This is a genomic window from Burkholderia pseudomultivorans, assembly GCF_902499075.1.
GTDB lineage: Bacteria > Pseudomonadota > Gammaproteobacteria > Burkholderiales > Burkholderiaceae > Burkholderia > Burkholderia pseudomultivorans.
The window spans coordinates 1-23355 of sequence record NZ_CABVPP010000060.1; the positions used below are offsets into that span (position 1 = coordinate 1).

Genomic DNA, 23355 nt, shown 5'->3' on the forward strand with positions numbered 1-23355 from the left:
GCGCGCGGCGGCGAACTGTACGTGTTCGCCGACGCGGACACGCAGATCGTCAACGACGACGGCCTGCACGTGATCCGGATGCCCGAGCATTACGGACAGTTGTCGCCGATCCTGCACGTGGTGCCGCTGCAGCTGCTCGCGTATCACACGGCATGCGCGCGCGGCACCGATGTCGACAAGCCGCGCAACCTCGCGAAGTCGGTGACGGTGGAATAAGGCAACACCGGGTCGGGAGGGCCCTGCAGGGTCGTCGCGTCGGCGCGCGGCCGGCTGCTTGTGGCCGTTTGGCCAGGTCGAAATATATACCACGTAGTGGTACATAATTCTGTGCTAACTCGACCGGCCCGACATCGACGAACGCGAACTGCGCGCCTTCGGAAAGCTTGCGGTCGATCTCGGGCATCGCACCAACGACGACCTCGCAACGCTGATCGCACTAAACGAGCTTGTGGAGATTTGCAATGGCCAAGAGTCGGTTCAAGAGCGACGCAACGGAGGCGATCCACAGCGCCGCGTGCGGTCTTTATCGCGCCAATCTGATCGACAAGAAGACGATGCGCGAATACGACACGCTCTGCATCGAAGCCGCCCCGCAGTTCGCCCCGGAAGCAATTGCCCGCATCCGCAAGTCGGTCAACGTGAGCCAGAGCGTGTTTGCGCTCTACCTGAACACGACGACGTCGACGATCCGTCAATGGGAACAGGGCGACAAGCGGCCGAGCGGCATCGCTGCGCGCATGCTGCAGATCGTCGAGAAGCACGGGCTTGAGGTGTTCTCCTGAGTACGCCTTTACACCTCGCAGGCCGCCTTGCGCGCCGAAAAGAATCTGACGGAGAGACAATGCTGAGACTGTTTGGATGCGGAGTACTGGCGCTGACGTTCGCGTCGACGGGCTGGGCGGCCGAGCACTACGTCGAGGTCTGGAACCCGCCCGAGGCGCGGCTGCCTGCTGCTCGTACGCCTGCCCATACGCCGTCCGCACACACCGGCGCCGACGCGCATGCCGCCAAGGGCGCGGAGAAGCACGCAAGCGCGCAGCCGAAAGCGATCATGAAGCCGCCGCACAAGCGCCGTGTCGCGCAAGCGCTGAAAGCCGAGCCCCATCGGCCGCCCGCCGCGGCTGAACCGCCGGCCGCGCCGCGCCCCGTCGCGCAGCCCACGCCGGGCCGCCTCACGGTGATGCAGCCGGCTGCGCCCGATGCGCCGCACGCGCACGACTTTTCCGACATCCCGCGGCAATACACGCCGGACGGCAACGTGCTGCGTGTCGGCACGCGCAACCGCCCCGCCGAGGTGACGCGATAATGGAAGCACAGACCTATCACGGCTACCAGATCTGGGGCCACGCGATCCTGCAGCAGGACGAGATCCTGCAGCCCGAGCGCTACGCGGCGAGCGGCACGATCACGCAGAACAACAAGCTGGTCGAGGCGTCGGGCGTGCTCGACGTGTTCGACACCGAGGACGAAGCGCGCGAAGCGGGGCTCGAATGGGCCCGCGCATGGATCGACAACCATCGCTGACTCCGGCCCGCCCCTCTACGACGGGCCCGCGCATCCTTCCCCTTTCCGGCGCGCCGCCGCGCGATACCGCGCCCTCACCGCCTCCAGCCGCTTGACCTTCCCACGATGGCAAGCTTCATGCTTCACCGGTCGTCAACCCACCACTCAGGAGAACACGATGGAATTCGAAGTCCAGGACATGACCTGCGGCGGCTGCGCGAATGCGATCACGCGTGCCGTGACGGCCGCGGATCCGGCCGCGAAGCTCGACATCGACGTCGCGGCGAAGATCGTCAAGGTCGAATCGGCACAGGGCGCCGAGCGCGTGCAGGCGATCATCGAAGCCGCGGGCTTCCATCCCGCGCTGCGCGCGGCATGACGCACGCGGCGGCCGTGCGCGTCCCGACGCGCCGGCCCCGTACCACCACGGGCGCAGTGCCGGCCGGCGCTGCGCCCGATTTCCGTCAGCGCAACCGCACGAGCGTCGACTTCAGCTCCGTGTACTTCTCGAGCGCATGCAGCGACTTGTCGCGGCCGTTGCCCGACTGCTTGTAGCCGCCGAACGGGAAGTTCATGTCGCCGCCCTCGTCGTAGCAGTTCACCCACACCGTGCCCGCCCGCAGCCGGCGCGACACCTCGTGCGCGGTCGTCAGGTTCGACGTCCACACGGCCGCGGCCAGCCCGTAGTCGGTGTCGTTCGCGATCCGCACGGCCTCGTCGATATCGTCGAACACGATCAGCGACAGCACCGGCCCGAAAATCTCCTCGCGCGCGATCTTCGCGTCGGGCTTCACCTCGAACACCGTCGGCTCGACGTAGAAGCCGCCCGTGTCTTCCTTCACGCGCGCGCCGCCGGTGACCAGCGTGCCCTCCTTGCGGCCCGCGTCGATATAGCCGAGCACACGTTCGAGCTGGATGCCGTCGACGATCGCGCCCATCGACACCGACGGATCGAGCGGATTGCCGGGCACGTATGCGCGCGCGGCCGCGACCAGCTTCTCGACGAACGCGTCCTTGATGTCGCGATGCACGAGCAGCCGCGAGCCGGCCGTGCACATCTCGCCCATGTTGTAGAAAATCGCGCCGGCCGCGGCCTGCGCGGCGCGGTCGAGGTCCGGGCAGTCGGGCAGCACGATGTTCGGCGACTTGCCGCCGAGTTCGAGCCACGCGCGCTTCAGGTTCGACTGCGCCGCGTACTGCATGATCAGCTTGCCGACCGCGGTCGAGCCCGTGAACGCGATGCAGTCGACGTCGTGATGCAGCGCGAGCAGCTTGCCCGGCTCGCCCGCGCCCGGCACCACGTTGAACACGCCGGCCGGGATGCCGGCCTCGAACGCGAGCTGCGCGACGCGGATCGCGGTCAGCGGCGACTTCTCCGACGGCTTCAGCACGACGCTGTTGCCGGCCGCGAGCGCCGGGCCGAACTTCCACGCGGCCATCAGCAGCGGGAAATTCCACGGCACCACGGCCGCGACGACGCCGACCGGCTCGCGCGTGACGAGCCCGACCAGGTGATGATCGGCCGGCGCGACTTCGCCGCCGACCTTGTCGATCGCTTCCGCGAACCATTCGACGCAGTACGCGGCGCCCGGCACGTCGACCGTCGTCGTGTCGCCGATCGGCTTGCCCGCGTCGAGCGTCTCGAGCAGCGACAGCTCGTCGAGATGCTCGCGCATCAGCGCGGCCCAGCGCAGCAGCACGGCCTTGCGTGCGCGCGGATTCAGGCCGGCCCAGACGCCCGCGTCGAACGCGCGGCGCGCGGCCGCGACGGCCGCGTTCACGTCGGCCTCGCCGCAGTCGGCCACCTTCGTCAGCACGCGGCCGTCGATCGGGCTCACGCAGTCGAACGTCCGGCCGCCGTGCGCGTCGCGCAACGCGCCGTCGATGAATGCACGCCCTTCGATCGCGAGCGACGCCGCCTTGTCCTGCCAGTCAGCCAAAGTCAACTTGTTCATTCAGGATGCCTCAATGTGATGGCATTCGCGGTTCGACGTGCGGCGCACGCAATGCGCGGCCGCCGCGAATGCGGTGACGCGCGGTCAGAAGGTCGCCGGCGAATTGGCCGAGACGACCTCGCAGATCTGTTCCGCGCTGGGATTGCGAAAACGGTGCGGCAAACGGCTTTCGAAGTAGTAGCCGTCCCCGGGGTCGAGCAGCCATGTCGCGCCGTCGACGGTCAGCTCCAGGCGGCCCGACACGACGACGCCGCCCTCGTGCCCCGCATGCGCCAGCATCTCCGGCCCCGTATCGGCCAGCGGCTGGTAGACCTCGCGCATGATGCACATGTTGCGGTCCTTCACGCCCGCGCCGACGAGGTGAAACGCGAGCGCGTCGTTGCCGAGGTTCGGCATCTCGTCGCGGCGGGACACGACCGTGCGCGATTCGACGAGCTCGAACGTGAAGAACTCCGCAAGACTCATCGGAATGCATTCGAGCAGTTTCTTCAGCGAGCCGACCGACGGGCTCACGCGGCCCTGCTCGATCAGCGAGATCGTGCCGTTGGTCACGCCGGCCCGCTTCGCGAGTTCGCGCTGCGATAGCGCATGCTTGTTGCGCACGAAACGCAGGCGCTCGGCGACTTCGGTGGACATCGATTCGGTTTCGGACACGATAGGCGCGATGAAAAAGTGAAACGACGCGGTGGACTGCCGTTGAATATTCTAATCACTTTATGCCGCGTATTAACGGGGAAAACCCTGAAAGGCGTTCGAAATAATGAACACCGTGTCGAGTATTCCTTTTATGAATCTTTTATTCGCACTGCTCGGGAAAGCCCTGATGCAGGACCGTTAAAAAACATTTGACGCCGTTTTTGGCTCGTATATGCTGGCTCTCAGGTCAGCGTCACCGGCACGTCATGTGCAGCAAAATGCGATATTGCAACGCAAAAATTGATGCCCGTCGATGTAAGCGATGCTGAACCGGCGCCTCGATTATTTTAAACGCCCCGCGCGTTGGAACGATCAGGTGTTCAATACTTTCAACGAACCAGTCGAGTGTAATCGTGAGAGTCCGTGGCCCTCTGGTGAGGTGGGATCGAGGCGATGTGCGAAGTCTGCGCAGCGCGGTCCCGCCTTCCGACGGCAGTTGCGGCTGGCATAGTCCTCGCCTGCATCTGTCGATCTACACCATCCTGTCTCGTCGTTCGGTCCGGCGTCACAACGCCGTTTCCGCACGCGCATTCGTCGCCGTTCATACCGACGAAGTCGCGTCGCTGCTGCCGTAGCGCCTCTTTTCTCTTCACGTCGTTCGTTTCGCCTGCATCCCGTTAGCCGCGTCGATTGCGCGGTGACGGCACGCGTTCGCGCATGCGTTGCAGCGTCGCGCGTCGCAACGAAACGAACGACGGCTTGATCGTCGCGCGCAGCGCGGATCGCCACACCATCCCGTTGCGCTCATTCATCAGCGGCCTTGCGGCTTTCGCGAGGCTGCGGGGCCGTGTCGCGCCTGCGTTTCGGCAACTGCCGCGATTCGCACACGACGGCCCTTCGGATAACTGATGGACGTCATGGAAAGGAAACCCCTCGTCGGCATCACCGCCGACCACACGCAAATCGGCGCACACGCGTCGCATACGGTCGGCGACAAATACGTCGCCGCGATCGTCGACGGCGCCCACGCGCTGGCGATGGTGCTGCCCGCGCTCGGCGCTCGCCAGTCGACGGACGACGTGCTCGATGCGGTCGACGGCCTGCTGTTTACCGGCAGCTACTCGAACGTCGAGCCGCACCTGTACGGCGGCGAGCCGAGCGCACCCGGCACGAAGCACGACCCGGCGCGCGACGCGACGACGCTGCCGCTGCTGCGCGCGGCAATCGCCGCGGGCGTGCCGGTGCTGGCGGTCTGCCGCGGCTTCCAGGAGCTGAACGTCGTGTGCGGCGGCACGCTGCATCAGCGCGTGCATGAAGTGCCCGGCCTCGCCGATCACCGCGAGGACGACGACGCGCCGATGGACACGCAATACGGCCCCGCGCACGTCGTGCGCCTGACGCCGGGCGGCATGCTGCACGCGCTCGCCGGCGGCCGCGACGAAGTGCACGTGAACTCGCTGCACAAGCAGGGCATCGCGCAACTCGGCTCCGGCCTCGCGATCGAGGCCGTCGCGCCGGACGGCCTGATCGAGGCCGTGAGCGTCGTCGACGCACCGGCCTTCGCGCTCGCCGTGCAATGGCATCCGGAATGGCGGCATGCGCAGGACCCGCTGTCGAGCGCGATCTTCCGCGCCTTCGGCGACGCCTGCCGTGCGCGCCGCGCAGCCCGCACGCGCGCCACGGCCGCCGCCGCGCTCGCCTGAGCGCGCCGCCCCACCAACGAGAACAAACATGCAAGACATCGAAGAATTCCTGAAGCAGCACCGGATCACCGAGATCGAAGCGATCATTCCCGACATGGCCGGCATCGCGCGCGGCAAGATCACGCCGCGCAACAAGTTCACGTCCGGCGAGTCGATGCGGCTGCCGCAGGCCGTGATGGTGCAGACCGTCACCGGCGAGTATCCGGAAGACGGTTCGCTGACCGGCGTCACCGATCCCGACATGGTGTGCGTGCCCGACGTGTCGACGATCCGCCTGATTCCGTGGGCGGTCGACCCGACCGCGCAGGTGATCCACGACTGCGTGCACTTCGACGGTTCGCCGGTCGAGATCTCGCCGCGCTACGTGCTGCGCCGCGTGCTCGACCTGTACAAGGCCAAGGGCTGGAAGCCGGTGGTCGCACCGGAACTCGAGTTCTACCTGGTCGACATGAACAAGGACCCGGACCTGCCGCTGCGCCCGCCGGTCGGCCGCACGGGCCGCCCCGAAACGGGTCGGCAGTCGTACTCGATCGAGGCCGTCAACGAGTTCGATCCGCTGTTCGAGGACATCTACGAATACTGCGAGACGCAGGATCTCGACATCGACACGCTGATCCACGAAGTCGGCGCCGCGCAGATGGAGATCAACTTCATGCACGGCGACGCGCTGTCGCTGGCCGACCAGGTGTTCCTGTTCAAGCGCACGGTGCGCGAGGCCGCGCTGCGCCACAACATGTACGCGACCTTCATGGCCAAGCCGATGGAAGGCGAGCCGGGCTCGGCGATGCACGTGCACCAGAGCATCGTCGATGAGGAGACGGGACAGAACCTGTTCACGTCGCAGGAAACCGGCGGCGCGACGTCGATGTTCTACAACTATCTCGCGGGGCTGCAGAAGTACACGCCGGCGCTGATGCCGATCTTCGCGCCGTACATCAACTCGTACCGCCGGCTGTCGCGCTTCATGGCCGCGCCGATCAACGTGCAGTGGGGCTACGACAACCGCACGGTCGGCTTCCGGATCCCGCACTCGGGGCCGTCCGCGCGCCGTATCGAGAACCGCATCCCGGGCGTCGACTGCAACCCGTACCTCGCGCTCGCCGCGACGCTCGCGGCCGGCTATCTCGGCATGACGCAGCGCCTCGAGCCGACCGAGCCGCTCGTCAGCGACGGCTACTCGCTGCCGTACCAGCTGCCGCGCAACCTCGAGGAAGGGCTCACGCTGATGGCCGCCTGCGAGCCGCTCGGCGAAATCCTCGGCCACAAGTTCCTGAAGGCGTATTTCGCGCTGAAGGAAACCGAATACGAAGCGTTCTTCCGCGTGATCAGCTCGTGGGAACGCCGCCATCTGCTGCTGCACGTGTAAGCGCGCAGCGACCGCCATACGGAGGAAACATGACGTACCGCAACGAATCTGCCTGGATCCAGCCCGCCGCGCCCGCGGCCCGCGCCACGCAAGCCGCGCGCTCGACCGCCGAATACCGCGCGCTCGACGCCGCGCACCACATCCACCCGTTCTCGGACATGGGCGCGCTGAACCGCGCGGGCAGCCGCGTGATCGTGAAGGCCGACGGCGTCTACCTGTGGGACTCGGAAGGCAACAAGATCATCGACGGGATGGCCGGCCTCTGGTGCGTGAACGTCGGCTACGGCCGCAAGGAACTCGCCGACGCCGCGTACCGCCAGCTGCAGGAGCTGCCGTTCTACAACACGTTCTTCAAGACCACGCACCCGCCGGTGATCGAGCTGTCCGCGATGCTCGCGGAAGTCACGCCGGCCGGCTTCAACCATTTCTTCTACTGCAACAGCGGCTCGGAAGGCAACGACACGGTGCTGCGCGTCGTGCACCAGTACTGGCGCGTGCAGGGCAAGCCGCAGAAGAAATACGTGATCTCGCGCCGCAACGGCTATCACGGCTCGACGATCGCCGGCGGCACGCTCGGCGGGATGGGCTACATGCACGAGCAGATGCCGTCGAAGGTCGAGAACATCGTGCATATCGACCAGCCGTATTTCTTCGGCGAGGCGCAGCCGGGCGAGACGCCCGAGGCGTTCGGCCTCGCGCGTGCGCAGCAGCTCGAGGCGAAGATTCTCGAACTCGGCGCGGAGAACGTCGCGGCGTTCATCGGCGAGCCGTTCCAGGGCGCGGGCGGCGTGATCTTCCCGCCGTCGACGTACTGGCCGGAGATCGAGCGGATCTGCCGCAAGTACGACATCCTGCTGGTCGCCGACGAAGTGATCGGCGGGTTCGGGCGCACCGGCGAATGGTTCGCGCACCAGCACTTCGGCTTCGAGCCGGACCTGATCACGATGGCCAAGGGCCTGACGTCGGGCTATATCCCGATGGGCGCGGTCGGCATCCACGAACGCATCGCGCGGCCGATCATCGACAACGGCGAATTCAACCACGGCCTCACGTACTCGGGGCATCCGGTGGCGGCCGCGGTCGCGGTCGCGAACCTGAAGCTGCTGCGCGACGGCGGCATCGTCGAGCAGGTGAAGACCGACACGGGCCCGTACTTCCAGGCGCTGATGCGCGAAACCTTCGCGCGTCATCCGATCGTCGGCGAGGTGCACGGTCACGGCCTCGTCGCGAGCCTGCAGCTCGCCGAGGCGCCGGCCGAGCGTCGCCGCTTCGCGAACGGCGGCGACGTCGGCACGATCTGCCGCGACTTCTGCTTCAACGGCAACCTGATCATGCGCGCGACCGGCGACCGGATGCTGCTGTCGCCGCCGCTCGTGATCTCGCGCCAGGAAATCGATGAACTCGTGTCGAAGGCGAAGAAAGCCGTCGATGCGACCGCCCAGCAACTGGGTCTTTCGTAACGGCTTTGCCTACAGGCGTGCGGCGGGCGCCGCACGCCGCCATAACCAGGGGAACTCCACCATGCGTGCTCGCTATCTTCGCCAAGCCTGTTCCGCCGCCGCGCTCGCCGCGGTGGCCGCGTTCACGTCAGTCGCCAGCCCGACGGCGCACGCCGACGAGCTGAACGTCTACAACTGGTCCGACTACATCGCGCCGGACACGATTCCGAACTTCCAGAAGCAGACCGGGATCCACGTCAAGTACGACAACTACGACAGCGACGACACGCTCCAGGCGAAGCTGCTGGCCGGCAGCTCGGGCTACGACATCGTCGTGCCGACGTCGAACTACATGGCCAAGCAGATCCAGGCCGGCGTGTACCAGAAGCTCGACAAGTCGAAGCTGCCGAACCTCGCGAACCTCGATCCGCTGCTGATGAAGATGATTGCCGATGCGGATCCGGGCAACCAGTACGGCGTCCCCTGGGCCTACGGCACCGACGGTATCGGCTACAACGTGCAGGCCGTGAAGAAGGTGCTCGGCGACAAGGCGCCGGTCGACAGCTGGGCGCTGGTGTTCGACCCGGCCAACATGGAAAAGCTGAAGAGCTGCGGCGTGTCGATCCTCGACCAGGCCGTCGACGTGTTCGCGGCCACGCTGCAATACATGGGCAAGAACCCGAACAGCACGAATCCGGCCGACTACCAGGCTGCCTTCGAAGTCCTGAAGAAAGTCCGCCCGTACATCACGCAGTTCAACTCGTCCGGCTACATCAACGACCTCGCGAACAACGACGTGTGCGTCGTGCTCGGGTGGTCGGGCGACGTCGGCATCGCGCATCGTCGCGCGTCCGAAGCGAAGCGCTCGTACGACATCAAGTTCGCGAACCCGAAGGAAGGCGGGCTGCTGTGGTTCGACGTGATGGTGATCCCGAAGGATGCGCCGCACCCCGAGAACGCGCTGAAGTGGATCAACTACGTGTCCGATCCGAAGGTCAATGCGGCGATCACCAACACGGTGTTCTACCCGACCGCGAACAAGGCCGCGCACCAGTTCGTCACGCCGGCCGTCGCGCAGGACCCGACCGTCTATCCGCCCGAGGACGTGCTGAAGAAGATGGTGCTGATGAAGCCGATGCCGGCCGACATCCTGCGTCTGCAGAACCGTCTGTGGGCGCAGCTGAAGACCGGCCACTGATCGCGATGCATTCCGGCGGCGCAGGCCCGGCGGTACGCCTGCCCGCCTGAGATTCGCGGACGACCGTCCGCCCGCGCGCGCCGCGCGCAACTGTTCCATCCGGCATGCGCCGTATCCCGCGAGTCGCGCTGCGCGCCTCGCGCGGGGACGCTCACGCCTGCAATCCGTGAAGAACGAATGGTGACTCCCATGCAATCGATACCCTCTTCCGCTGCTGCACGCCAGGCCCAACCGGCTGCCGTGGCCCGTTCGAAGAACGACACCTTCGTGCGCATCGAAAACGTCGTGAAGAAATTCGGCGACAGCACGGCCGTCGACAACGTGAACCTGACGATCGCGAAGAACGAGCTGTTCGCGCTGCTCGGCAGCTCGGGCTGCGGCAAGTCGACGCTGCTGCGCATGCTCGCCGGGCTGGAGACGGCGACCTCCGGCAAGATCTACGTCGACGGCGAGGACCTCGCGTCGCTGCCGCCGTACCGCCGCCCGGTGAACATGATGTTCCAGTCGTACGCGCTGTTCCCGCACATGACGGTCGAGTCGAACGTCGCGTTCGGCCTGAAGCAGGAAGGCACGCCGAAGAACGAGATCAAGGAGCGCGTGGCCGACGCGCTCGCACTCGTGCAGATGAGCAAGTACGCGCAGCGCAAGCCGCACCAGCTGTCCGGCGGCCAGCAGCAGCGCGTCGCGCTCGCGCGCTCGCTGGTCAAGCGCCCGAAGCTGCTGCTGCTCGACGAGCCGATGTCCGCGCTCGACAAGAAGATCCGCCAGAAGACCCAGCTCGAACTCGTCAACATCATCGAGAAGGTCGACGTCACCTGCGTGATGGTCACGCACGACCAGGAAGAGGCGATGACGATGGCCAGCCGCCTCGCGGTGATGAGCGAGGGCAAGATCGTGCAGATCGGCGCGCCGGGCGAAGTGTACGAATTCCCGAACAGCCGCTTCTCGGCCGAGTTCATCGGCTCGACCAACCTGTTCGAGGGGCGCGTGGTCGAGGACGAGCCCGACCACATCTTCGTCGAGAGCGACGACCTCGAGGCGCGCATGCACGTGAGCCACGGCATCACCGGCCCGCTCGGCATGCCGGTCGGCATCTCGGTGCGCCCGGAGCGCGTGCACGTGTCGCGCGAGAAGCCGGCCTCGCCGCACAACTGGGCGCGCGGCGTCGTCACCGACATCGCCTACATGGGCGCGTACTCGCTCTACCACGTGCGGCTGCCGAGCGGCAAGACGGTCGTGTCGAACCTGTCGAGCTCGCACCTGCTGCACGACGGCGCGCCCGCATGGAACGACGACGTGTTCGTGTCGTGGTCGCCGTCCAGCGGCGTCGTGCTGACGCAGTGAGGGCCACGCGATGAGAACTTCCGCTTCCCCCTCGTCCGCGCCGGTGTCGTCCGGCGCCGCCGCCGCGAGCGCGGCCTCGACTGCCGCGCGCGGCAATCGCTTCCCGCTGCTGTCGCGCTTGCTGCCGTCGGGCCGCAGCGTGGTGATCGGCGTGCCGTTCCTGTGGCTCGCGATCTTCTTCGCGCTGCCGTTCGTGCTGGTGCTGAAGATCAGCTTCGCCGACCAGGTGATGGGCATCCCGCCGTACACGTCGCTCGTCGAGATCAAGGACGGCGTCGTGCACTTCGCGCTGCAGCTGTCGCACTACGCGTTCCTGCTGCAGGACGACCTGTACGTCGCGACCTACCTCAGCTCGCTGAAGATGGCCGCCGTGTCGACGGTGCTGTGCCTGCTGATCGGCTATCCGATGGCGTACTACATCGCGCGCTCGGAGCCGGGCACGCGCAACGTGCTGATGATGGCCGTGATGCTGCCGTTCTGGACCTCGTTCCTGATCCGCGTGTACGCCTGGATCGGCATCCTGAAGGACGACGGCCTGCTGAACCATGCGCTGATCGCGCTGGGCATCATCCACACGCCGCTGCGGCTCTATCACAGCGATGCGGGCGTCTACATCGGGATGGTCTATTCGTACCTGCCGTTCATGGTGATGCCGCTGTACGCGCACCTCGTGAAGATGGACCTCACGCTGCTGGAGGCCGCGTACGACCTCGGCGCGAAGCCGTGGGTCGCGTTCACGCGCATCACGCTGCCGCTGTCGAAGAACGGGATCATCGCGGGCAGCCTGCTGGTGTTCATTCCGGCGGTCGGCGAGTACGTGATTCCGGAGCTGCTGGGCGGCGCGGACACGCTGATGATCGGGCGCGTGATGTGGGATGAATTCTTCAACAACATGGACTGGCCGATGGCGTCGGCCGTGACGGTCGCGATGGTGGTGCTGCTGCTGGTGCCGATGGCGCTGTTCCAGTACTACCAGGTCAAGGAACTGGAGGACGCGAAATGATCAAGCCGAGCAAACCGCTGTCGACGGGCGTTCTCGCCTTCGGGTTCCTGTTCCTGTACATCCCGATCATCAGCCTGGTCGTGTACTCGTTCAACGAGTCGAAGCTGGTGACGGTGTGGTCGGGCTTCTCGCTGAAGTGGTACGCGGCGCTGTGGCAGGACGACGAGCTGCTGAGCGCCGCGTGGCTGTCGCTGAAGATCGGCCTGCTGACGGCGACCGCCTCGGTCGTGATCGGCACGTGGGCGGGCTTCGTGCTGGCGCGCTTCGGGCGCTTCAAGGGCTTCACGCTGTACACGGGGATGATCAACGCGCCGCTGGTGATTCCGGAGGTGATCCAGGGGATCTCGCTGCTGCTGCTGTTCGTCGCGCTGGAGCAGATGTTCGGCTGGCCGAAGGGGCGCGGGATGGTGACGATCTGGATCGGCCACGTGATGCTGTGCGTGTCGTACGTGGCGATCATCGTGCAGTCGCGCGTGAAGGAGATGAACAAGTCGCTGGAGGAGGCGGCGCTGGACCTGGGCGCGACGCCGCTGAAGGTGTTCTTCGTGGTGACGCTGCCGCTGATCTCGCAGGCGCTGCTGTCGGGGTGGCTGCTGTCGTTCACGCTGTCGATCGACGACCTGGTGCTGTCGGCGTTCCTGTCGGGGCCGGGTTCGACGACGCTGCCGCTGGTGGTGTTCTCGCGCGTGCGGCTGGGGCTGAACCCGGAGATGAACGCGCTGGCGACGCTGTTCATCACGGCGGTGACGATCGGCGTGATCGTCGTGAACCAGATGATGATCGCGCGCGAGCGGCGTCGCATGGCGGACATGAAGGCGGCATTCGCGGTGGCCGCCGCCTGACCTTCCGCTTCCCTTTGCTCCGATAACAAACCCTGCGCGCCGCTTCGCGCGGCGCGCGATTCGACCACGCATTGACAAGGCGCACGACAAGGAGAATCCGCAATGAAGAAGAAACTGATCTGCCTGCTGGTGGCCGGCGCGTTGCCGGGCATCGCGCTGGCCGACTCGACATCCGCCGAGATCAAGGCGCTGCAGGCGCAGGTCGCCGCGCTGCAGAAGCAGATGAAGGCCATGCAAGCACAGCTCGCCGCGCGGCCGGCCGGCGCGCCGGTCGCGCAAGCCGGCGCGAAGGCCGGCGCCGCACCGGTCGCGGTCGCGGCCGATCCGGGCTCGCCCGACTACGGCAAGGCGCCCGCCGTGCTGAGCAACGACGACGTCAGCGAAATGAAGCAGCAGATCGCCAACCAGCAGCTGAAGGTCGATTCGCTGACGGATGCGGCCAACACGGGCCCGCTCGCCGGGCTGTCGGTGACGGGCTACCTCGACCCGACCTACATCTACAACCGCGCGGCCGGCACCTCGTCGTTCCTGTTCGCGAACCACGAGAACGCGTACAACTACTTCAACAGCACGTTCGGCGACCTCTACCTCGACATCAAGAAGACCTTCGGCGTCGGCCCGATGGCGCCGTCGGCCGAGATCACGCTGATGCCGAACCGCGGCAACGGCATCACGCTGCTGCAGAACTCGCGCGGCTCGATCACCGACAACCTGCTGAACACGGCGGTCATCAACGTGCCGATCACCGCCGAGACGACGCTCGTCGCCGGCTTGATCCCGAGCTTCGGCGGCTACGAGGTGCAGCAGTCGAACCAGATGCTCACGCTCACGCACAACCTGCTGTACGACTTCTCCGATCCGGGCAGCTACGTCGGCGCGGGCGCGAACTACACGAAGGGCAACTGGGCGTGGAAGTTCTTCGTCGGCAACGAGCAGTACCGCACCTACGGCTCGGTCACGCAGACGGGCACCAACGCGCTCGGCGATCCGATCACGACCAGCAACAAGGTGCCGACCTTCACCGGCCGCGTGGACTACACGTGGTCGAGCGCGCTCGACATCGGCGGGTCGTTCAACATCGGCCGGCAGACGCTGCCGAGTGCGATCGACCCGGCCACCGGCAACGTATCGTACGGCGTCGGCGGCGCCGCGCCGAACGCCTACGGCACGTTCTTCTTCGCGGAAGCCGATGCGACCTACACGCTCGCCGACGTGCAGTACAACGCCGAACTCGACTACGGCCAGCAGCAGCATGCGGCCTACAACGGCGGGCTCGCGCAGTGGTACGGCCTGTCGCTGCTCGCGCACCGCAAGTTCAACGCGCCGGTGGTCGGCCGCATGGGCGTGACGCTGCGCTACGATGCGCTCGTGAACCGCAAGAACGGCGGCGGCGGCGGCGGCATCGCGCTGAACGGCAACGGGATGGATCCGTACAACGGCTTCGGCGTCGATGCGGACTGCCTCGCGACGTCGAAGGCGAACGGCGGCCTGGGCTTCGACTGCAAGGGCGCGATCCGTCAGGACGTCGCGCTCGACCTGCTGTTCTATCCGACCCAGCAGATCACCGTGAAGGTCGAATACCGCCACGACTGGGCGAACAACAAGGTGTTCCTGCGCAACGACGGTTCGTACGGCAAGTCCAACGACCTGCTCGCGACGCAGTTCATCTATTCGTTCTGATGCGGTCCGCGCGGGACGCCGTGCCGCGCGCACGGCGTCCCGCGCCGTTTCTACCGGCCCGGCGGCGATGCGTCGCGCATCGCCGCCGGCCGCAACGAGGGAGTCGGTTTCATGACGCAGTCTTTCACCCGCCGTGCCGATGCGCTCGCGCGCGACTCGTACTACGAAGCGACGGCCGTGCGGCCGGCCGCGGACGATCCGGTGCTCGACGACACGCTCGACGTCGACGTCTGCGTGATCGGCGCCGGCTTCGCGGGCCTGTCGACGGCGCTCGACTGCCGCGCGCGCGGGTTGTCGGTCGCCGTGATCGACGCGCATCGTCCCGGCTGGGGCGCGTCGGGACGCAACGGCGGCCAGGCGATCACCGGCTTCGCGAAGGACGAGGAGATCGAGCGCCAGCTCGGCGCGTCCGGCGCACGCGCCGCGTGGTCGCTGTCGCTCGACGGCGTCGCGCTGATCGCCGAGCGCATCGCGCGCTACGGGATCGACTGCGACTTCACGCGCGGCTACCTGACGGTCGCGACGAAGACGCGCCGCATCGACGACCTGCATGCGTGGATGGACGCCGCGACCACGCGCTGGGGCCATCCGTCGCTGTCGTGGCTCGAAACCGGCGAGATTCGTGCGCGCATCGCGTCGACGCGCTATCTCGCGGGCGTCTACGATCCGCTGTCGGGCCACCTGCATCCGCTCAAGTACTGTCTCGGGCTCGCCGACGCCGCGCGCCGCGAAGGCATCGCGCTGTATGCGCACACGCCCGCGCTCGACGTCGTGCGCGGCGCGCGGCCGGTCGTGCGCACGCCGACCGGCGAAGTGCGCTGCCGCTTCGTCGTGTCGTGCTGCAACGCCGGCCCGGGCGGCATCCTGCCCGCGTCGACCGCCGCGCGCATCGCGCCGATCGCGTCGTACATCATCGCGACCGAGCCGCTCGGCGAGGCGCGCGCCGACGCGCTGATCGCGCAGCGCGAGGCCGTGTGCGACAACAACTTCTTCCTCGACTACTTCCGGCTGTCGGCCGACCACCGGATGCTGTTCGGCGGCCGCGCGAACTCAGCGGGCGCGTCGCCCGACACGCTCGCCGACACGATCCGCCGGCGCATGGTCGGCGTGTTCCCGCAGCTCGGCGACGTGCGCGTCGAGCACGCGTGGGGCGGCTTCGTCGACGTCACGCGCAACCGTGCGCCGGACTTCGGCGCGCTCGATCCGAACTTCTTCTATGTCCAGGGCTTCAGCGGACACGGCGTCGCGTTGACCGGCATCGCCGGGCGCACGATTGCCGGCGCGATCGCGGGCGATACGCGCGCGTTCGACCTGTTCGCGCAGCTGCGCCACCGCCGCTTCCCCGGCGGCGACGCGTGGCGGCAACCCGCGCTCGAACTCGGGATGCTGTACCACCGCGTGCGCGAGCTGTTCTGAGTCCTCTTTCGCGATCCTTATCATGCAGACATTCGCCAACCAGCCGCACGTCGCGTCGTACTACGCGGCGACCGCCAACGATACGACCCGCCATGCGCCGCTCGCCGGCGCGGCCGACGCCGACGTGTGCGTGATCGGCGCGGGCCTCACCGGCCTGTCCGCCGCGCTCAATCTCGCCGAGCGCGGCCATTCGGTGACCGTGCTCGAAGCGTCGCGGGTCGGATGGGCGGCGAGCGGCCGCAACGGCGGCCAGCTGATCGGCGGCTTCGCGTGCGACATCGACACGTTCGCGCAGTTCATGCCGGAAAGCGACGTGAAGCGCATCTGGAACATGGGGCTGGAAACGCTGTCGCTCGTGAAGTCGCGCATCGCGAAGCACGACATCGACTGCGCGCTGGTGCCCGGCTACCTGACCGCCGCGAACACCGAGCGCGACGCCGATGCGCTCAGGCGCTGGCGCGACGACGCCGCGAAACGCTTCGGCTACGAGCGCTTTCATTTCGTCGACGCGGACGATCTCGGCGACTACGTGCAGTCGTCGCGCTATCGCGGCGGCCTGTACGACCCGGACAGCGGCCACCTGCATCCGCTGAACTACACGCTCGGCCTCGCGCGCGCAGCGACCGACGCCGGCGTGCGCATCCACGAGGACAGCTGCGTGACGCGCGTGCGCGACGTCTCGGGCGGCCATCTGGTCGAGACGGCGCAGGGCCAGGTGCGCGCCCGCTTCGTCGTGCTTGCGTGCAATACCTACGTCGGCACGCTATCGCCCGCGCTGTCGAAGAAGATCATGCCGGTCGGCACCTACGTGATCGCCACCGAGCCGCTGGGCGAAGCGCGCGCCGCCGCGCTGATGCCCGCGCGCGCGGCGATCTGCGACAGCCGTTTCGTGCTCGACTATTTCCGGCCCGCGCCCGACACGCGCGTCGTGTGGGGCGGCAAGGTCAGCTATTCGACGCGCGCGCCGCGCAATCTCGCCGAAGCGATGCGCGCCGACATGCTGAAGACGTTCCCGCAGCTCGCGGACGTGAAGATCGACTATGCGTGGGGCGGCTTCGTCGACATCACGATGAACCGCGCGCCGCACTTCGGGCGCATCGCGCCGACGCTGTATTTCGCGCAGGGGTTTTCGGGGCACGGCGTGAATACGACCGCGCTGGCGGGCAAGCTGATCGCCGAAGCGATCGACGGACAGGCGAGCCGCTTCGACCTGTTCGGCAAGGTCCGGCACCGCGACTTCCCCGGCGGCGCGACGCTGCGCACGCCGGCGCTGGTGCTCGCGATGAGCTGGTATCGGCTGCTCGACGCGTTCGGCGTGCACTGAACGAAACGCCCCCACGCACGCCGCGTCGATGCAAAAACGGCCGCGCATCTGCGCGGCCGTCGAGCCGGATCGCCGAATCGCGGCGCGACGGGCCGGCGTGACCGCCAGCCCCGCCGGCACCCGTCAGTCGGTGCCGTACTTCGGCGAATGCGGGCCGTACAGCAGGCCGTTCGGCGGCCCTGCCGTCAGCAGCCGGCTGCTCGTGAACGCGGCGACGTCATGGCTCTGGTCCATCAGCGTATTCGCGATCTGCTTGACCGCGGCCGTCACCAGCATGCCGATCAGGCTGCCGCCGCCGTTGTTGCCGCTTTCGTCGCTGGCCGCGCTGGCGCTGCCCTGCCACAGCACGTCGCCGGTGCGCAGGTCGACGAGCTTCGCCGAGGCCGACACGACGGTCGCGCTCGCGAGAATCCGGTACACGGTCCCGTACTGCGACACCTTCGAGTACAGCGCGGCATCCGCGCCGAAGATCTCGCGCAGCTTGGCGGCCGGCGTTTCCTGGATCTCGGCCGCGTTCGTCAGGCCGTTCTGCTTGAAGGTTTCGTCCATCACCGCGACCGGAACGACGTAATAGCCGGACTCGGCGAGCGGCAGCGTCATCTGCGACAGCATCCCGTAGGTCGCGCCGACGTCGGAGGTCTCGTTGACGGGCGGCAGCACGAGGATCGAGCGCGGCTGGCTCTTCTTGAACGCCGTGTAGTCGGGTCGCTTGACCGGCTGCGCGCACGCGCTCAACAGCACGGCGATCGACAGCACGGACATCAGCTTGAATGAAAGAGTCTTGAACATGGCGGGCGCGTCACTGTTTGGCGGGGTTCGAATCGGCCGTCTTCTGGCCGGCGATCGTCTGGCCGGCGGCGCTCCGGGCGGCCGCCTTCGGATCGGCCGCCCGGGGCGCGCCGTCTTTCTTCTTCAGCAGGAAATCCATGTAGGTCGAGGATTCCGGAAACAGCTGCTTCTCGGCCTGGAACTCCTGCGCGGCCTGCTGCTCGTTGCCGACGCTCGCGTACAGCATCCCGAGATGCGCATGGAACCCCGGCGGCGGCGTATGGCCCTTGCCGCGAATGTCCTGCAGCGCCTTTTCGAGCGCGTCGATCTGCTCCTGCGGCGACTTCTGCCCCTTGAAGTATTCGTACACCTGCGGCTGGTAGCCGCTCCACTGGTAAAGCGGCGGTGTCGAGCTCGCGCAGCCGGCGAGCAGCAGTGCGGCGGCCGTCGCCGGCAGCCAGTTAGCCCGTTTCATGGTCTGTTCTCTTTGTTGATGTCGTGGTGAATCGTTCGCGTGCGGCGCCGGCCCCGGCGCCCGCAGCGCTTATTGCGCGGTCTTCAGCGCCCCGGCGTCGACCTGCTCGGCAAGATGGTTCACGGCCTCCTGGATCGCGAGGTCGAGCACCTTGCCGTTCAGCGTCGAGTCGTAGCCGGCCGTGCCGCCGAAGCCGATCACCTCGCGGTTCGACAGGCTGAACTCGCCGGCGCCCTGGCTCGACGCGACGACTTCCGACGTCGTCGTGTCGACGATGTTCAGGTTGACCTTCGCATACGCGACCTGCGTCTTGCCGCGACCGAGGATGCCGAACAGCTGGTGATCGCCGACGTCCTTGCGGCCGAACTCGGTCACGTCGCCCGTCACCACGTAGTTCGCGCCCTTCACGGCCTGCGCCTTCTTCATGAAGCCGGCTTCCTGCTTGATCTCGTCGAGGTTCTCGCGATCGAGCACGTTGAAGCGCCGGCTCTGCTGCAGGCGCGTGACGAGGATCGTCTTCGCCTGGCCGCCGAGGCGGTCGATGCCGTCCGAGAAGATGCCGCGCATATAGCTCGACCGGTTGTCGAACTTGCCGACCGCGATCGCGACGGGCTTGCCCGCATACGGTTTCTGCGCGCTGCTGACGGCCGGCACGTCGAGCGTGCGCGACGATTCGGTCGCGCAGCCGGACAGCGCCGCGACGACGGCCGCCGCGACGACCACGGTGCGTCGTGTCTGAAGGTTCATTGCTGGGTCTCCTTGCCTGGAAAAATTGCCCGGAACGGGCGCGCCGGCGCTGGCGCCAGCCGGCGATCGAAACTGCGGGGGCGGCGCGCACGCGTACATCGACGCGTCGCGCGTGCGACCGGACGGGTCGCCGGGCCGGCGACGGCGGAACAGGAAAGGAAGCCGCGCGCAACGGACGGGTTGCGGCGAAAAGCGGAAAAGCGCCGACGCGATCGAGATTCGCGCGCGCTGGTCACCTGGTTGTTCTGATTGCTGCGCTGTTGATCGCGCATCATGCGGCCCCGTATATCGTTTGGCGCGATGATAGCAAACGCTTTTATCGAGACGGGGAATCCTAATAATAATTAACGGTTTTCAAGGCATCGACGGCGCCGCATATCGTTTTGCGCAAATATTTCGCCGAGCCTTGCCGGCAGCGGCGCAGCGGGGAATGCGCGCGAATTCCCGTTTTTGATCGATTGCCGCGCCGAAAATGCGCTACGGCCGGCGCCCCTGCACGCCGGCTCGTGCGCTCTCGCTATTCCGCCACCTTCTGGCGCATCGTCACGAATTCCTCGGCCGCGGTCGGATGAATGCCGATCGTGTCGTCGAACTGCGCCTTCGTCGCACCCGCGCGCATCGCGATCGCGATGCCCTGGATGATCTCGCCCGCGTCGCGGCCGACCATGTGCGCGCCCACCACGCGCTGGCTGTCGCGCGCGACCACCAGCTTCATCAGCGTGCGCTCGTCGCGACCCGACAGCGTGTGGCGCAGCGCCCTGAACGACGTGCGGTAGATGTCGACGTCGCCGTGCAGTGCGCGGGCGGCCGCCTCGGTCAGGCCGACCGTCGCGACTTCGGGCTGGCTGAACACGGCCGACGGCACCGCGGTGTGGTCGGCCGCGACGCGCCGCCCGCCGAACAGCGTCGTCGCGAGCAGCCCGGCGTCGCGCGTCGCCACCGGCGTGAGCTGCGGGCGCGACGTCACGTCGCCGATCGCGTGGATCGAGTCGACCGACGTCGCCGAATACGCATCGACCGCGATCGCGCCGCGCGCGTCGAGCGCGACGCCCGCCTGTTCGAGCCCGAGCCCTTCGACGTTCGGCACGCGCCCGGTCGCGTAGAGCACCGCGTCGTACGGCCCGTGTCGCGCATCGCCGACGCGCACGCTCAGCGAGCCGTCGTCCGCGCGCGCGATCGCGTCGACCGTCGCGCCCGCATGGATCGCGACGCCCTGTTTCGTCATTTCATCGGACAGGAACTGCCGCACGTCGTCGTCGAAGCCGCGCAGGATCTTCTCGCCGCGATAGAACAGGTCGACCCGGCTGCCGAAGCCGTTGAAGATGCCGGCGAACTCGACCGCGATGTAGCCGCCGCCGACCACCGCGATGCGCGCCGGCAGCGCGGCGAGCGACAGCGCCTCGCGCGACGTGATCGCGTGTTCGATGCCCGGCCGCGGCGGCAGCGACGGGCGCGAGCCGGTCGCGATCGCGATGTGGCGCGCGCGGAACCGGCGCTCGCCGACAGCGACCGTGTGCGCATCGACGAGCGTCGCGCGCCCCTCGTGCATGTCGACGCCGGATTGCCGCAGCAGGCCGATGTAGATGTCGCTCAGGCGATTGATCTCGCGATCCTTCGCGGCGATCAGCGCGGGCCAGTCGAGCGTGCCGGCGCCGAAGCGCCAGCCGAAGCCCTTCGCATCGTCGACGTCGTGCGGATAGTGCGACGCATAGACGAGCAGTTTCTTCGGGATGCAGCCGCGCAGCACGCAGGTGCCGCCGATCTGCTCCTGTTCCGCAATGCCGACGCGTGCGCCGTACGAAGCCGACATCCGGGCCAGCCGCACGCCGCCCGAGCCGGCCCCGATCACGAACAGGTCGTAGTCGAAATCCATCGCATGCCCTCATCGCAGTTCGGATGACGGCACGATAGCAAGATTCGCGATTTCGTGCGGCGCGTCGCGCGCGCCATAAAAAACGGCGAGAGACGTCGCCTCTCGCCGGTCAATCCGACTGCCGGGTGTGTCATGCGTCACCGATCGACCGCATGCCCGACCCGCCGGTTGCGCGGCACCGCTCCGCCCGGCCGCGCGAACGGCGCGCACGGGCCGGACCGGCCGCCATGCTCGTCAGGCCTGCGACGTGTCGCCGCCGTCCGTCGCCTGCGTGTCGTCCGCTGCCTGCTCGGGCTGTTCTTCCTTCTTCTCGACCAGCCCTTCGAGCGCCTCGGCGCCCTTGAAGCCGGCGACGGCCGCGGCCGCCTTGGTCAGCAGGCCTGCATCCGGATCGACCTTCTCCGCCGCCTCGACGGCCGCCACTGCGCCAGCGATTTCACCCACGGTGTTCAGGATACCCATCGTCAACCCCTCTCAAGAAAATCGTGAGCCGATCGTCCCACGAAAAAAACCGGCGGACCGCGTTTGTCATCACCGGATACACAAGTTACGCACCAGGCCGGCGGCGCACGATGCGCCGTGCGCACACCGGAACGACGCACGCGCGTGCGCTGCGGCACACGGCGGGCGATGCACGCAGCGTAGCGGAAAGCACGCACGCGCATTGTCAAAGTATGTTCTGGAATGCCGACGGATCGCTTACGGATTGCGCAATGCGATGAAGCAAACGCCGAATAACGCGCGCCGGCCCGGCGGGCGCGCCGTTCAGAACTGGTGCCGGATACCGGCCATCACGCCGAGCTGCGTCATGCCGGGCGCGGGCGTCGTCCCGCCGCCGCCCTGGCTGACCGTGTACTGCGCGTGCGCGCTGTTCCACAGATACGCGGCCTGCAGGTAGACGGCCGTGCGCTTGGACAGCAGGTAGGTGCCGCGCAGCACGCCGATCGTGCCGCGCGCGTCGTGCACGCGATTGACGATCCGGTATGCGCCGCCGTCGACGACCAGGAACGGCGCGGCGCGCCACGACGCGGTCAGGTAGAACTGGTCGTAGCCGACGTTCGGCGTCTGCGCGGACACGAGCCGCGCGCGGCGGCCGAGCCAGCCGCCGCCGAAGCGCCATGCGCCGAATTCGCCATAACCGTTCAGCTGCATCCGCACGTCCTTGTCGCCCGGCTGCGTGAACGCGACCGGCGCGGCGCCGTCGTAGAAGTTCGCGGCCGCGCCCGCGCCGCCGCGCTGCTCGTCGTACGCGGCCGCCACGCCGAAGCCGCGCGCGTCGTAGCGCAGCATCGCCGACCATTCGCGGCAGGTCTGCGCACTGCCCGCCACCGGGCCGGCGCAGGTGCCCTGCCCGGGCGAATTGCCGGTGCCGGCCGCGTCGCGCCCGAACGACCAGGTCGCGCCGACGGTCAGCCCGCCGAACGCGCCCTTGTACACGATCGTGTTGTCGCTGCGTGCGCTCGGCAGGTACTGGTCGAACGACGCGAGGCCGCCGTAGATGTCGGGCCCGAGCAGGTCGGCATCGGTCATCGCCCAATAGGTCATCGTGTACTGGCGGCCGAAGCTCAGGCTGCCATACGGGCCGTCCACGCCGACCCACGCCTGCCGGCCGAACAGCCGGCCGCCCTGGTTCGCGGCGCCGTTGCGCAGGTTGAAGCCGTTCTCGAGCACGAAATTCGCGCGCCAACCGCCGCCGAGCGCTTCGCTGCCGCGCAGCCCCCAGCGCGACGGCAGCTCGCCGGTGATGCCCGGCATGCGCACCACGCTGTTGCCGGCCGCATCGGCGTGCGAAACGAATTCGACGCCCGTATCGACGACGCCGTACAGCGTCACGCTGCCCTGCGCGCATGCCGGCGCACACGCGAGTGCGGCCAGCGCGGCGGATCCCGCTCCAACCCATGCTTTCATGGTGTTTCGTCTCCGGTCGTTTTAATTTGCAGTCCGGATCTATCGGGTGCGTTGCAGGCGGGCGTTGCCGCGTGCGACGCGCGATCCGGATGCCTGGCGCATTATCCGGAGACGAAACCCTGCTGAATATTGCCGATTCGGCGCAAAGTCATGACCGTGCGGCATGACCCGGCGG

The 23355-nt window shown here is 67.5% G+C and carries 24 protein-coding genes and 1 pseudogene; 16 read left to right on the forward strand and 9 right to left on the reverse strand.

The features are described 5' to 3' along the window. From BST28156_RS28370 to BST28156_RS28390, 5 genes and pseudogenes are all read left to right on the forward strand, one after another. Nucleotides 1-216, forward strand: a pseudogene (locus BST28156_RS28370) (glutamine--fructose-6-phosphate transaminase (isomerizing)); the annotation flags it as partial. Between the two features lie 245 nt (nt 217-461). After that, entirely contained in the window at nt 462-782 is a 321-nt protein-coding gene (locus BST28156_RS28375; protein ID WP_060246572.1) for a helix-turn-helix domain-containing protein, read from the forward strand. 59 nt (nt 783-841) lie between these two features. Further along, nucleotides 842-1306 carry a hypothetical protein gene (locus tag BST28156_RS28380; RefSeq protein ID WP_174903977.1) on the forward strand — a complete coding sequence of 155 codons (465 nt, stop codon included), beginning with the start codon at nt 842-844 and terminating at the stop codon, nt 1304-1306. After that, complete coding sequence (locus BST28156_RS28385; RefSeq protein WP_060246568.1) at nt 1306-1524, forward strand: DUF6566 family protein; 219 nt, start codon at nt 1306-1308, stop codon at nt 1522-1524. The genes BST28156_RS28380 and BST28156_RS28385 overlap by 1 nt, the downstream gene beginning before the upstream one ends. 157 nt (nt 1525-1681) lie before the next feature. Beyond that, nucleotides 1682-1882, forward strand: a complete 201-nt coding sequence (locus tag BST28156_RS28390; protein WP_060246565.1) for a heavy-metal-associated domain-containing protein — start codon at nt 1682-1684, stop codon at nt 1880-1882. An 85-nt stretch (nt 1883-1967) separates the two neighbouring features. On the opposite strand, the gene BST28156_RS28395 is transcribed toward BST28156_RS28390, so the two are convergent. Both BST28156_RS28395 and BST28156_RS28400 read right to left on the reverse strand, forming a co-directional pair. Continuing rightward, nucleotides 1968-3458, reverse strand: a complete 1491-nt coding sequence (locus BST28156_RS28395; protein ID WP_174903978.1) for an aldehyde dehydrogenase — start codon at nt 3456-3458, stop codon at nt 1968-1970. 84 nt (nt 3459-3542) lie between these two features. Next, nucleotides 3543-4094 (reverse strand): cupin domain-containing protein, encoded by a 552-nt coding sequence (locus tag BST28156_RS28400; RefSeq protein WP_060246930.1) that lies wholly within the window; start codon nt 4092-4094, stop codon nt 3543-3545. A 455-nt stretch (nt 4095-4549) separates the two neighbouring features. On the opposite strand from BST28156_RS28400, the gene BST28156_RS28405 reads away from it, so the two are divergent. From BST28156_RS28405 to BST28156_RS28455, 11 genes are all read left to right on the forward strand, one after another. Then, on the forward strand, nt 4550-4729 hold the full coding sequence (locus BST28156_RS28405; RefSeq protein ID WP_080292952.1) for a hypothetical protein: 180 nt from the start codon (nt 4550-4552) through the stop codon (nt 4727-4729). Nucleotides 4730-5011: 282 nt separating this feature from the next. Continuing rightward, nucleotides 5012-5797, forward strand: a complete 786-nt coding sequence (locus tag BST28156_RS28410; protein ID WP_174903979.1) for a gamma-glutamyl-gamma-aminobutyrate hydrolase family protein — start codon at nt 5012-5014, stop codon at nt 5795-5797. 28 nt (nt 5798-5825) lie between these two features. Then, nucleotides 5826-7163 carry a glutamine synthetase family protein gene (locus tag BST28156_RS28415; protein WP_040128408.1) on the forward strand — a complete coding sequence of 446 codons (1338 nt, stop codon included), beginning with the start codon at nt 5826-5828 and terminating at the stop codon, nt 7161-7163. A 29-nt stretch (nt 7164-7192) separates the two neighbouring features. Next, nucleotides 7193-8623, forward strand: coding sequence for an aspartate aminotransferase family protein (locus BST28156_RS28420; RefSeq protein ID WP_040128409.1), 1431 nt, complete (start codon nt 7193-7195; stop codon nt 8621-8623). A 61-nt stretch (nt 8624-8684) separates the two neighbouring features. Further along, complete coding sequence (locus BST28156_RS28425; RefSeq protein WP_059481503.1) at nt 8685-9800, forward strand: polyamine ABC transporter substrate-binding protein; 1116 nt, start codon at nt 8685-8687, stop codon at nt 9798-9800. Nucleotides 9801-9989: 189 nt separating this feature from the next. Continuing rightward, nucleotides 9990-11144 carry an ABC transporter ATP-binding protein gene (locus BST28156_RS28430; protein ID WP_174903980.1) on the forward strand — a complete coding sequence of 385 codons (1155 nt, stop codon included), beginning with the start codon at nt 9990-9992 and terminating at the stop codon, nt 11142-11144. A 10-nt stretch (nt 11145-11154) separates the two neighbouring features. Then, nucleotides 11155-12147: an ABC transporter permease subunit gene (locus BST28156_RS28435; protein WP_040128413.1), complete on the forward strand. Its 993-nt coding sequence runs from the start codon at nt 11155-11157 to the stop codon at nt 12145-12147. Next, the gene (locus BST28156_RS28440) at nt 12144-12989 is read left to right on the forward strand and encodes an ABC transporter permease subunit (protein WP_040128415.1); all 846 of its coding nucleotides are present in this window, start codon (nt 12144-12146) and stop codon (nt 12987-12989) included. The genes BST28156_RS28435 and BST28156_RS28440 overlap by 4 nt, the downstream gene beginning before the upstream one ends. A 102-nt stretch (nt 12990-13091) precedes the next feature. Then, complete coding sequence (locus BST28156_RS28445; protein ID WP_174903981.1) at nt 13092-14669, forward strand: DUF3138 family protein; 1578 nt, start codon at nt 13092-13094, stop codon at nt 14667-14669. 111 nt (nt 14670-14780) lie between these two features. Then, complete coding sequence (locus BST28156_RS28450; RefSeq protein ID WP_174903982.1) at nt 14781-16085, forward strand: NAD(P)/FAD-dependent oxidoreductase; 1305 nt, start codon at nt 14781-14783, stop codon at nt 16083-16085. A 22-nt stretch (nt 16086-16107) separates the two neighbouring features. Then, nucleotides 16108-17409: an NAD(P)/FAD-dependent oxidoreductase gene (locus tag BST28156_RS28455; RefSeq protein WP_174903983.1), complete on the forward strand. Its 1302-nt coding sequence runs from the start codon at nt 16108-16110 to the stop codon at nt 17407-17409. A 123-nt stretch (nt 17410-17532) separates the two neighbouring features. On the opposite strand, the gene BST28156_RS28460 is transcribed toward BST28156_RS28455, so the two are convergent. The 7 genes from BST28156_RS28460 to BST28156_RS28490 form a co-directional block, all read right to left on the reverse strand. Further along, nucleotides 17533-18198, reverse strand: coding sequence for a DUF799 domain-containing protein (locus tag BST28156_RS28460; protein WP_009693641.1), 666 nt, complete (start codon nt 18196-18198; stop codon nt 17533-17535). A 10-nt stretch (nt 18199-18208) separates the two neighbouring features. Next, on the reverse strand, nt 18209-18652 hold the full coding sequence (locus BST28156_RS28465; protein ID WP_174903984.1) for a DUF4810 domain-containing protein: 444 nt from the start codon (nt 18650-18652) through the stop codon (nt 18209-18211). Nucleotides 18653-18721: 69 nt separating this feature from the next. Further along, nucleotides 18722-19399 (reverse strand): CsgG/HfaB family protein, encoded by a 678-nt coding sequence (locus BST28156_RS28470; RefSeq protein WP_059481687.1) that lies wholly within the window; start codon nt 19397-19399, stop codon nt 18722-18724. Then, on the reverse strand, nt 19396-19674 hold the full coding sequence (locus tag BST28156_RS28475; protein WP_174903985.1) for a hypothetical protein: 279 nt from the start codon (nt 19672-19674) through the stop codon (nt 19396-19398). The genes BST28156_RS28470 and BST28156_RS28475 overlap by 4 nt, the downstream gene beginning before the upstream one ends. A 242-nt stretch (nt 19675-19916) precedes the next feature. Beyond that, the gene (gene gor / locus BST28156_RS28480; protein WP_174903986.1) at nt 19917-21272 is read right to left on the reverse strand and encodes a glutathione-disulfide reductase; all 1356 of its coding nucleotides are present in this window, start codon (nt 21270-21272) and stop codon (nt 19917-19919) included. Nucleotides 21273-21506: 234 nt separating this feature from the next. After that, complete coding sequence (locus tag BST28156_RS28485) at nt 21507-21734, reverse strand: hypothetical protein (RefSeq protein ID WP_060244085.1); 228 nt, start codon at nt 21732-21734, stop codon at nt 21507-21509. Between the two features lie 303 nt (nt 21735-22037). Next, nucleotides 22038-23180 (reverse strand): porin, encoded by a 1143-nt coding sequence (locus BST28156_RS28490; protein ID WP_174903987.1) that lies wholly within the window; start codon nt 23178-23180, stop codon nt 22038-22040. Nucleotides 23181-23355: the final 175 nt, after the last annotated feature.

Excerpts from the sequence above, each read along its gene's own strand:
- BST28156_RS28475 (WP_174903985.1), bottom strand. The coding sequence starts at position 19,674 with ATGATGCGCGATCAACAGCGCAGCAATCAGAACAACCAGGTGACCAGC.
- BST28156_RS28425 (WP_059481503.1), top strand. The coding sequence starts at position 8,685 with ATGCGTGCTCGCTATCTTCGCCAAGCCTGTTCCGCCGCCGCGCTCGCC.
- BST28156_RS28380 (WP_174903977.1), top strand. The coding sequence starts at position 842 with ATGCTGAGACTGTTTGGATGCGGAGTACTGGCGCTGACGTTCGCGTCG.
- BST28156_RS28420 (WP_040128409.1), top strand. The coding sequence starts at position 7,193 with ATGACGTACCGCAACGAATCTGCCTGGATCCAGCCCGCCGCGCCCGCG.
- BST28156_RS28440 (WP_040128415.1), top strand. The coding sequence starts at position 12,144 with ATGATCAAGCCGAGCAAACCGCTGTCGACGGGCGTTCTCGCCTTCGGG.
- BST28156_RS28465 (WP_174903984.1), bottom strand. The coding sequence starts at position 18,652 with ATGAAACGGGCTAACTGGCTGCCGGCGACGGCCGCCGCACTGCTGCTC.
- BST28156_RS28460 (WP_009693641.1), bottom strand. The coding sequence starts at position 18,198 with ATGTTCAAGACTCTTTCATTCAAGCTGATGTCCGTGCTGTCGATCGCC.
- BST28156_RS28455 (WP_174903983.1), top strand. The coding sequence starts at position 16,108 with ATGCAGACATTCGCCAACCAGCCGCACGTCGCGTCGTACTACGCGGCG.
- BST28156_RS28385 (WP_060246568.1), top strand. The coding sequence starts at position 1,306 with ATGGAAGCACAGACCTATCACGGCTACCAGATCTGGGGCCACGCGATC.
- BST28156_RS28415 (WP_040128408.1), top strand. The coding sequence starts at position 5,826 with ATGCAAGACATCGAAGAATTCCTGAAGCAGCACCGGATCACCGAGATC.
- BST28156_RS28450 (WP_174903982.1), top strand. The coding sequence starts at position 14,781 with ATGACGCAGTCTTTCACCCGCCGTGCCGATGCGCTCGCGCGCGACTCG.
- BST28156_RS28375 (WP_060246572.1), top strand. The coding sequence starts at position 462 with ATGGCCAAGAGTCGGTTCAAGAGCGACGCAACGGAGGCGATCCACAGC.
- BST28156_RS28390 (WP_060246565.1), top strand. The coding sequence starts at position 1,682 with ATGGAATTCGAAGTCCAGGACATGACCTGCGGCGGCTGCGCGAATGCG.
- BST28156_RS28490 (WP_174903987.1), bottom strand. The coding sequence starts at position 23,180 with ATGAAAGCATGGGTTGGAGCGGGATCCGCCGCGCTGGCCGCACTCGCG.
- BST28156_RS28470 (WP_059481687.1), bottom strand. The coding sequence starts at position 19,399 with ATGAACCTTCAGACACGACGCACCGTGGTCGTCGCGGCGGCCGTCGTC.
- BST28156_RS28395 (WP_174903978.1), bottom strand. The coding sequence starts at position 3,458 with ATGAACAAGTTGACTTTGGCTGACTGGCAGGACAAGGCGGCGTCGCTC.
- BST28156_RS28435 (WP_040128413.1), top strand. The coding sequence starts at position 11,155 with ATGAGAACTTCCGCTTCCCCCTCGTCCGCGCCGGTGTCGTCCGGCGCC.
- BST28156_RS28410 (WP_174903979.1), top strand. The coding sequence starts at position 5,012 with ATGGAAAGGAAACCCCTCGTCGGCATCACCGCCGACCACACGCAAATC.
- gor (WP_174903986.1), bottom strand. The coding sequence starts at position 21,272 with ATGGATTTCGACTACGACCTGTTCGTGATCGGGGCCGGCTCGGGCGGC.
- BST28156_RS28485 (WP_060244085.1), bottom strand. The coding sequence starts at position 21,734 with ATGGGTATCCTGAACACCGTGGGTGAAATCGCTGGCGCAGTGGCGGCC.
- BST28156_RS28430 (WP_174903980.1), top strand. The coding sequence starts at position 9,990 with ATGCAATCGATACCCTCTTCCGCTGCTGCACGCCAGGCCCAACCGGCT.
- BST28156_RS28400 (WP_060246930.1), bottom strand. The coding sequence starts at position 4,094 with ATGTCCACCGAAGTCGCCGAGCGCCTGCGTTTCGTGCGCAACAAGCAT.
- BST28156_RS28445 (WP_174903981.1), top strand. The coding sequence starts at position 13,092 with ATGAAGAAGAAACTGATCTGCCTGCTGGTGGCCGGCGCGTTGCCGGGC.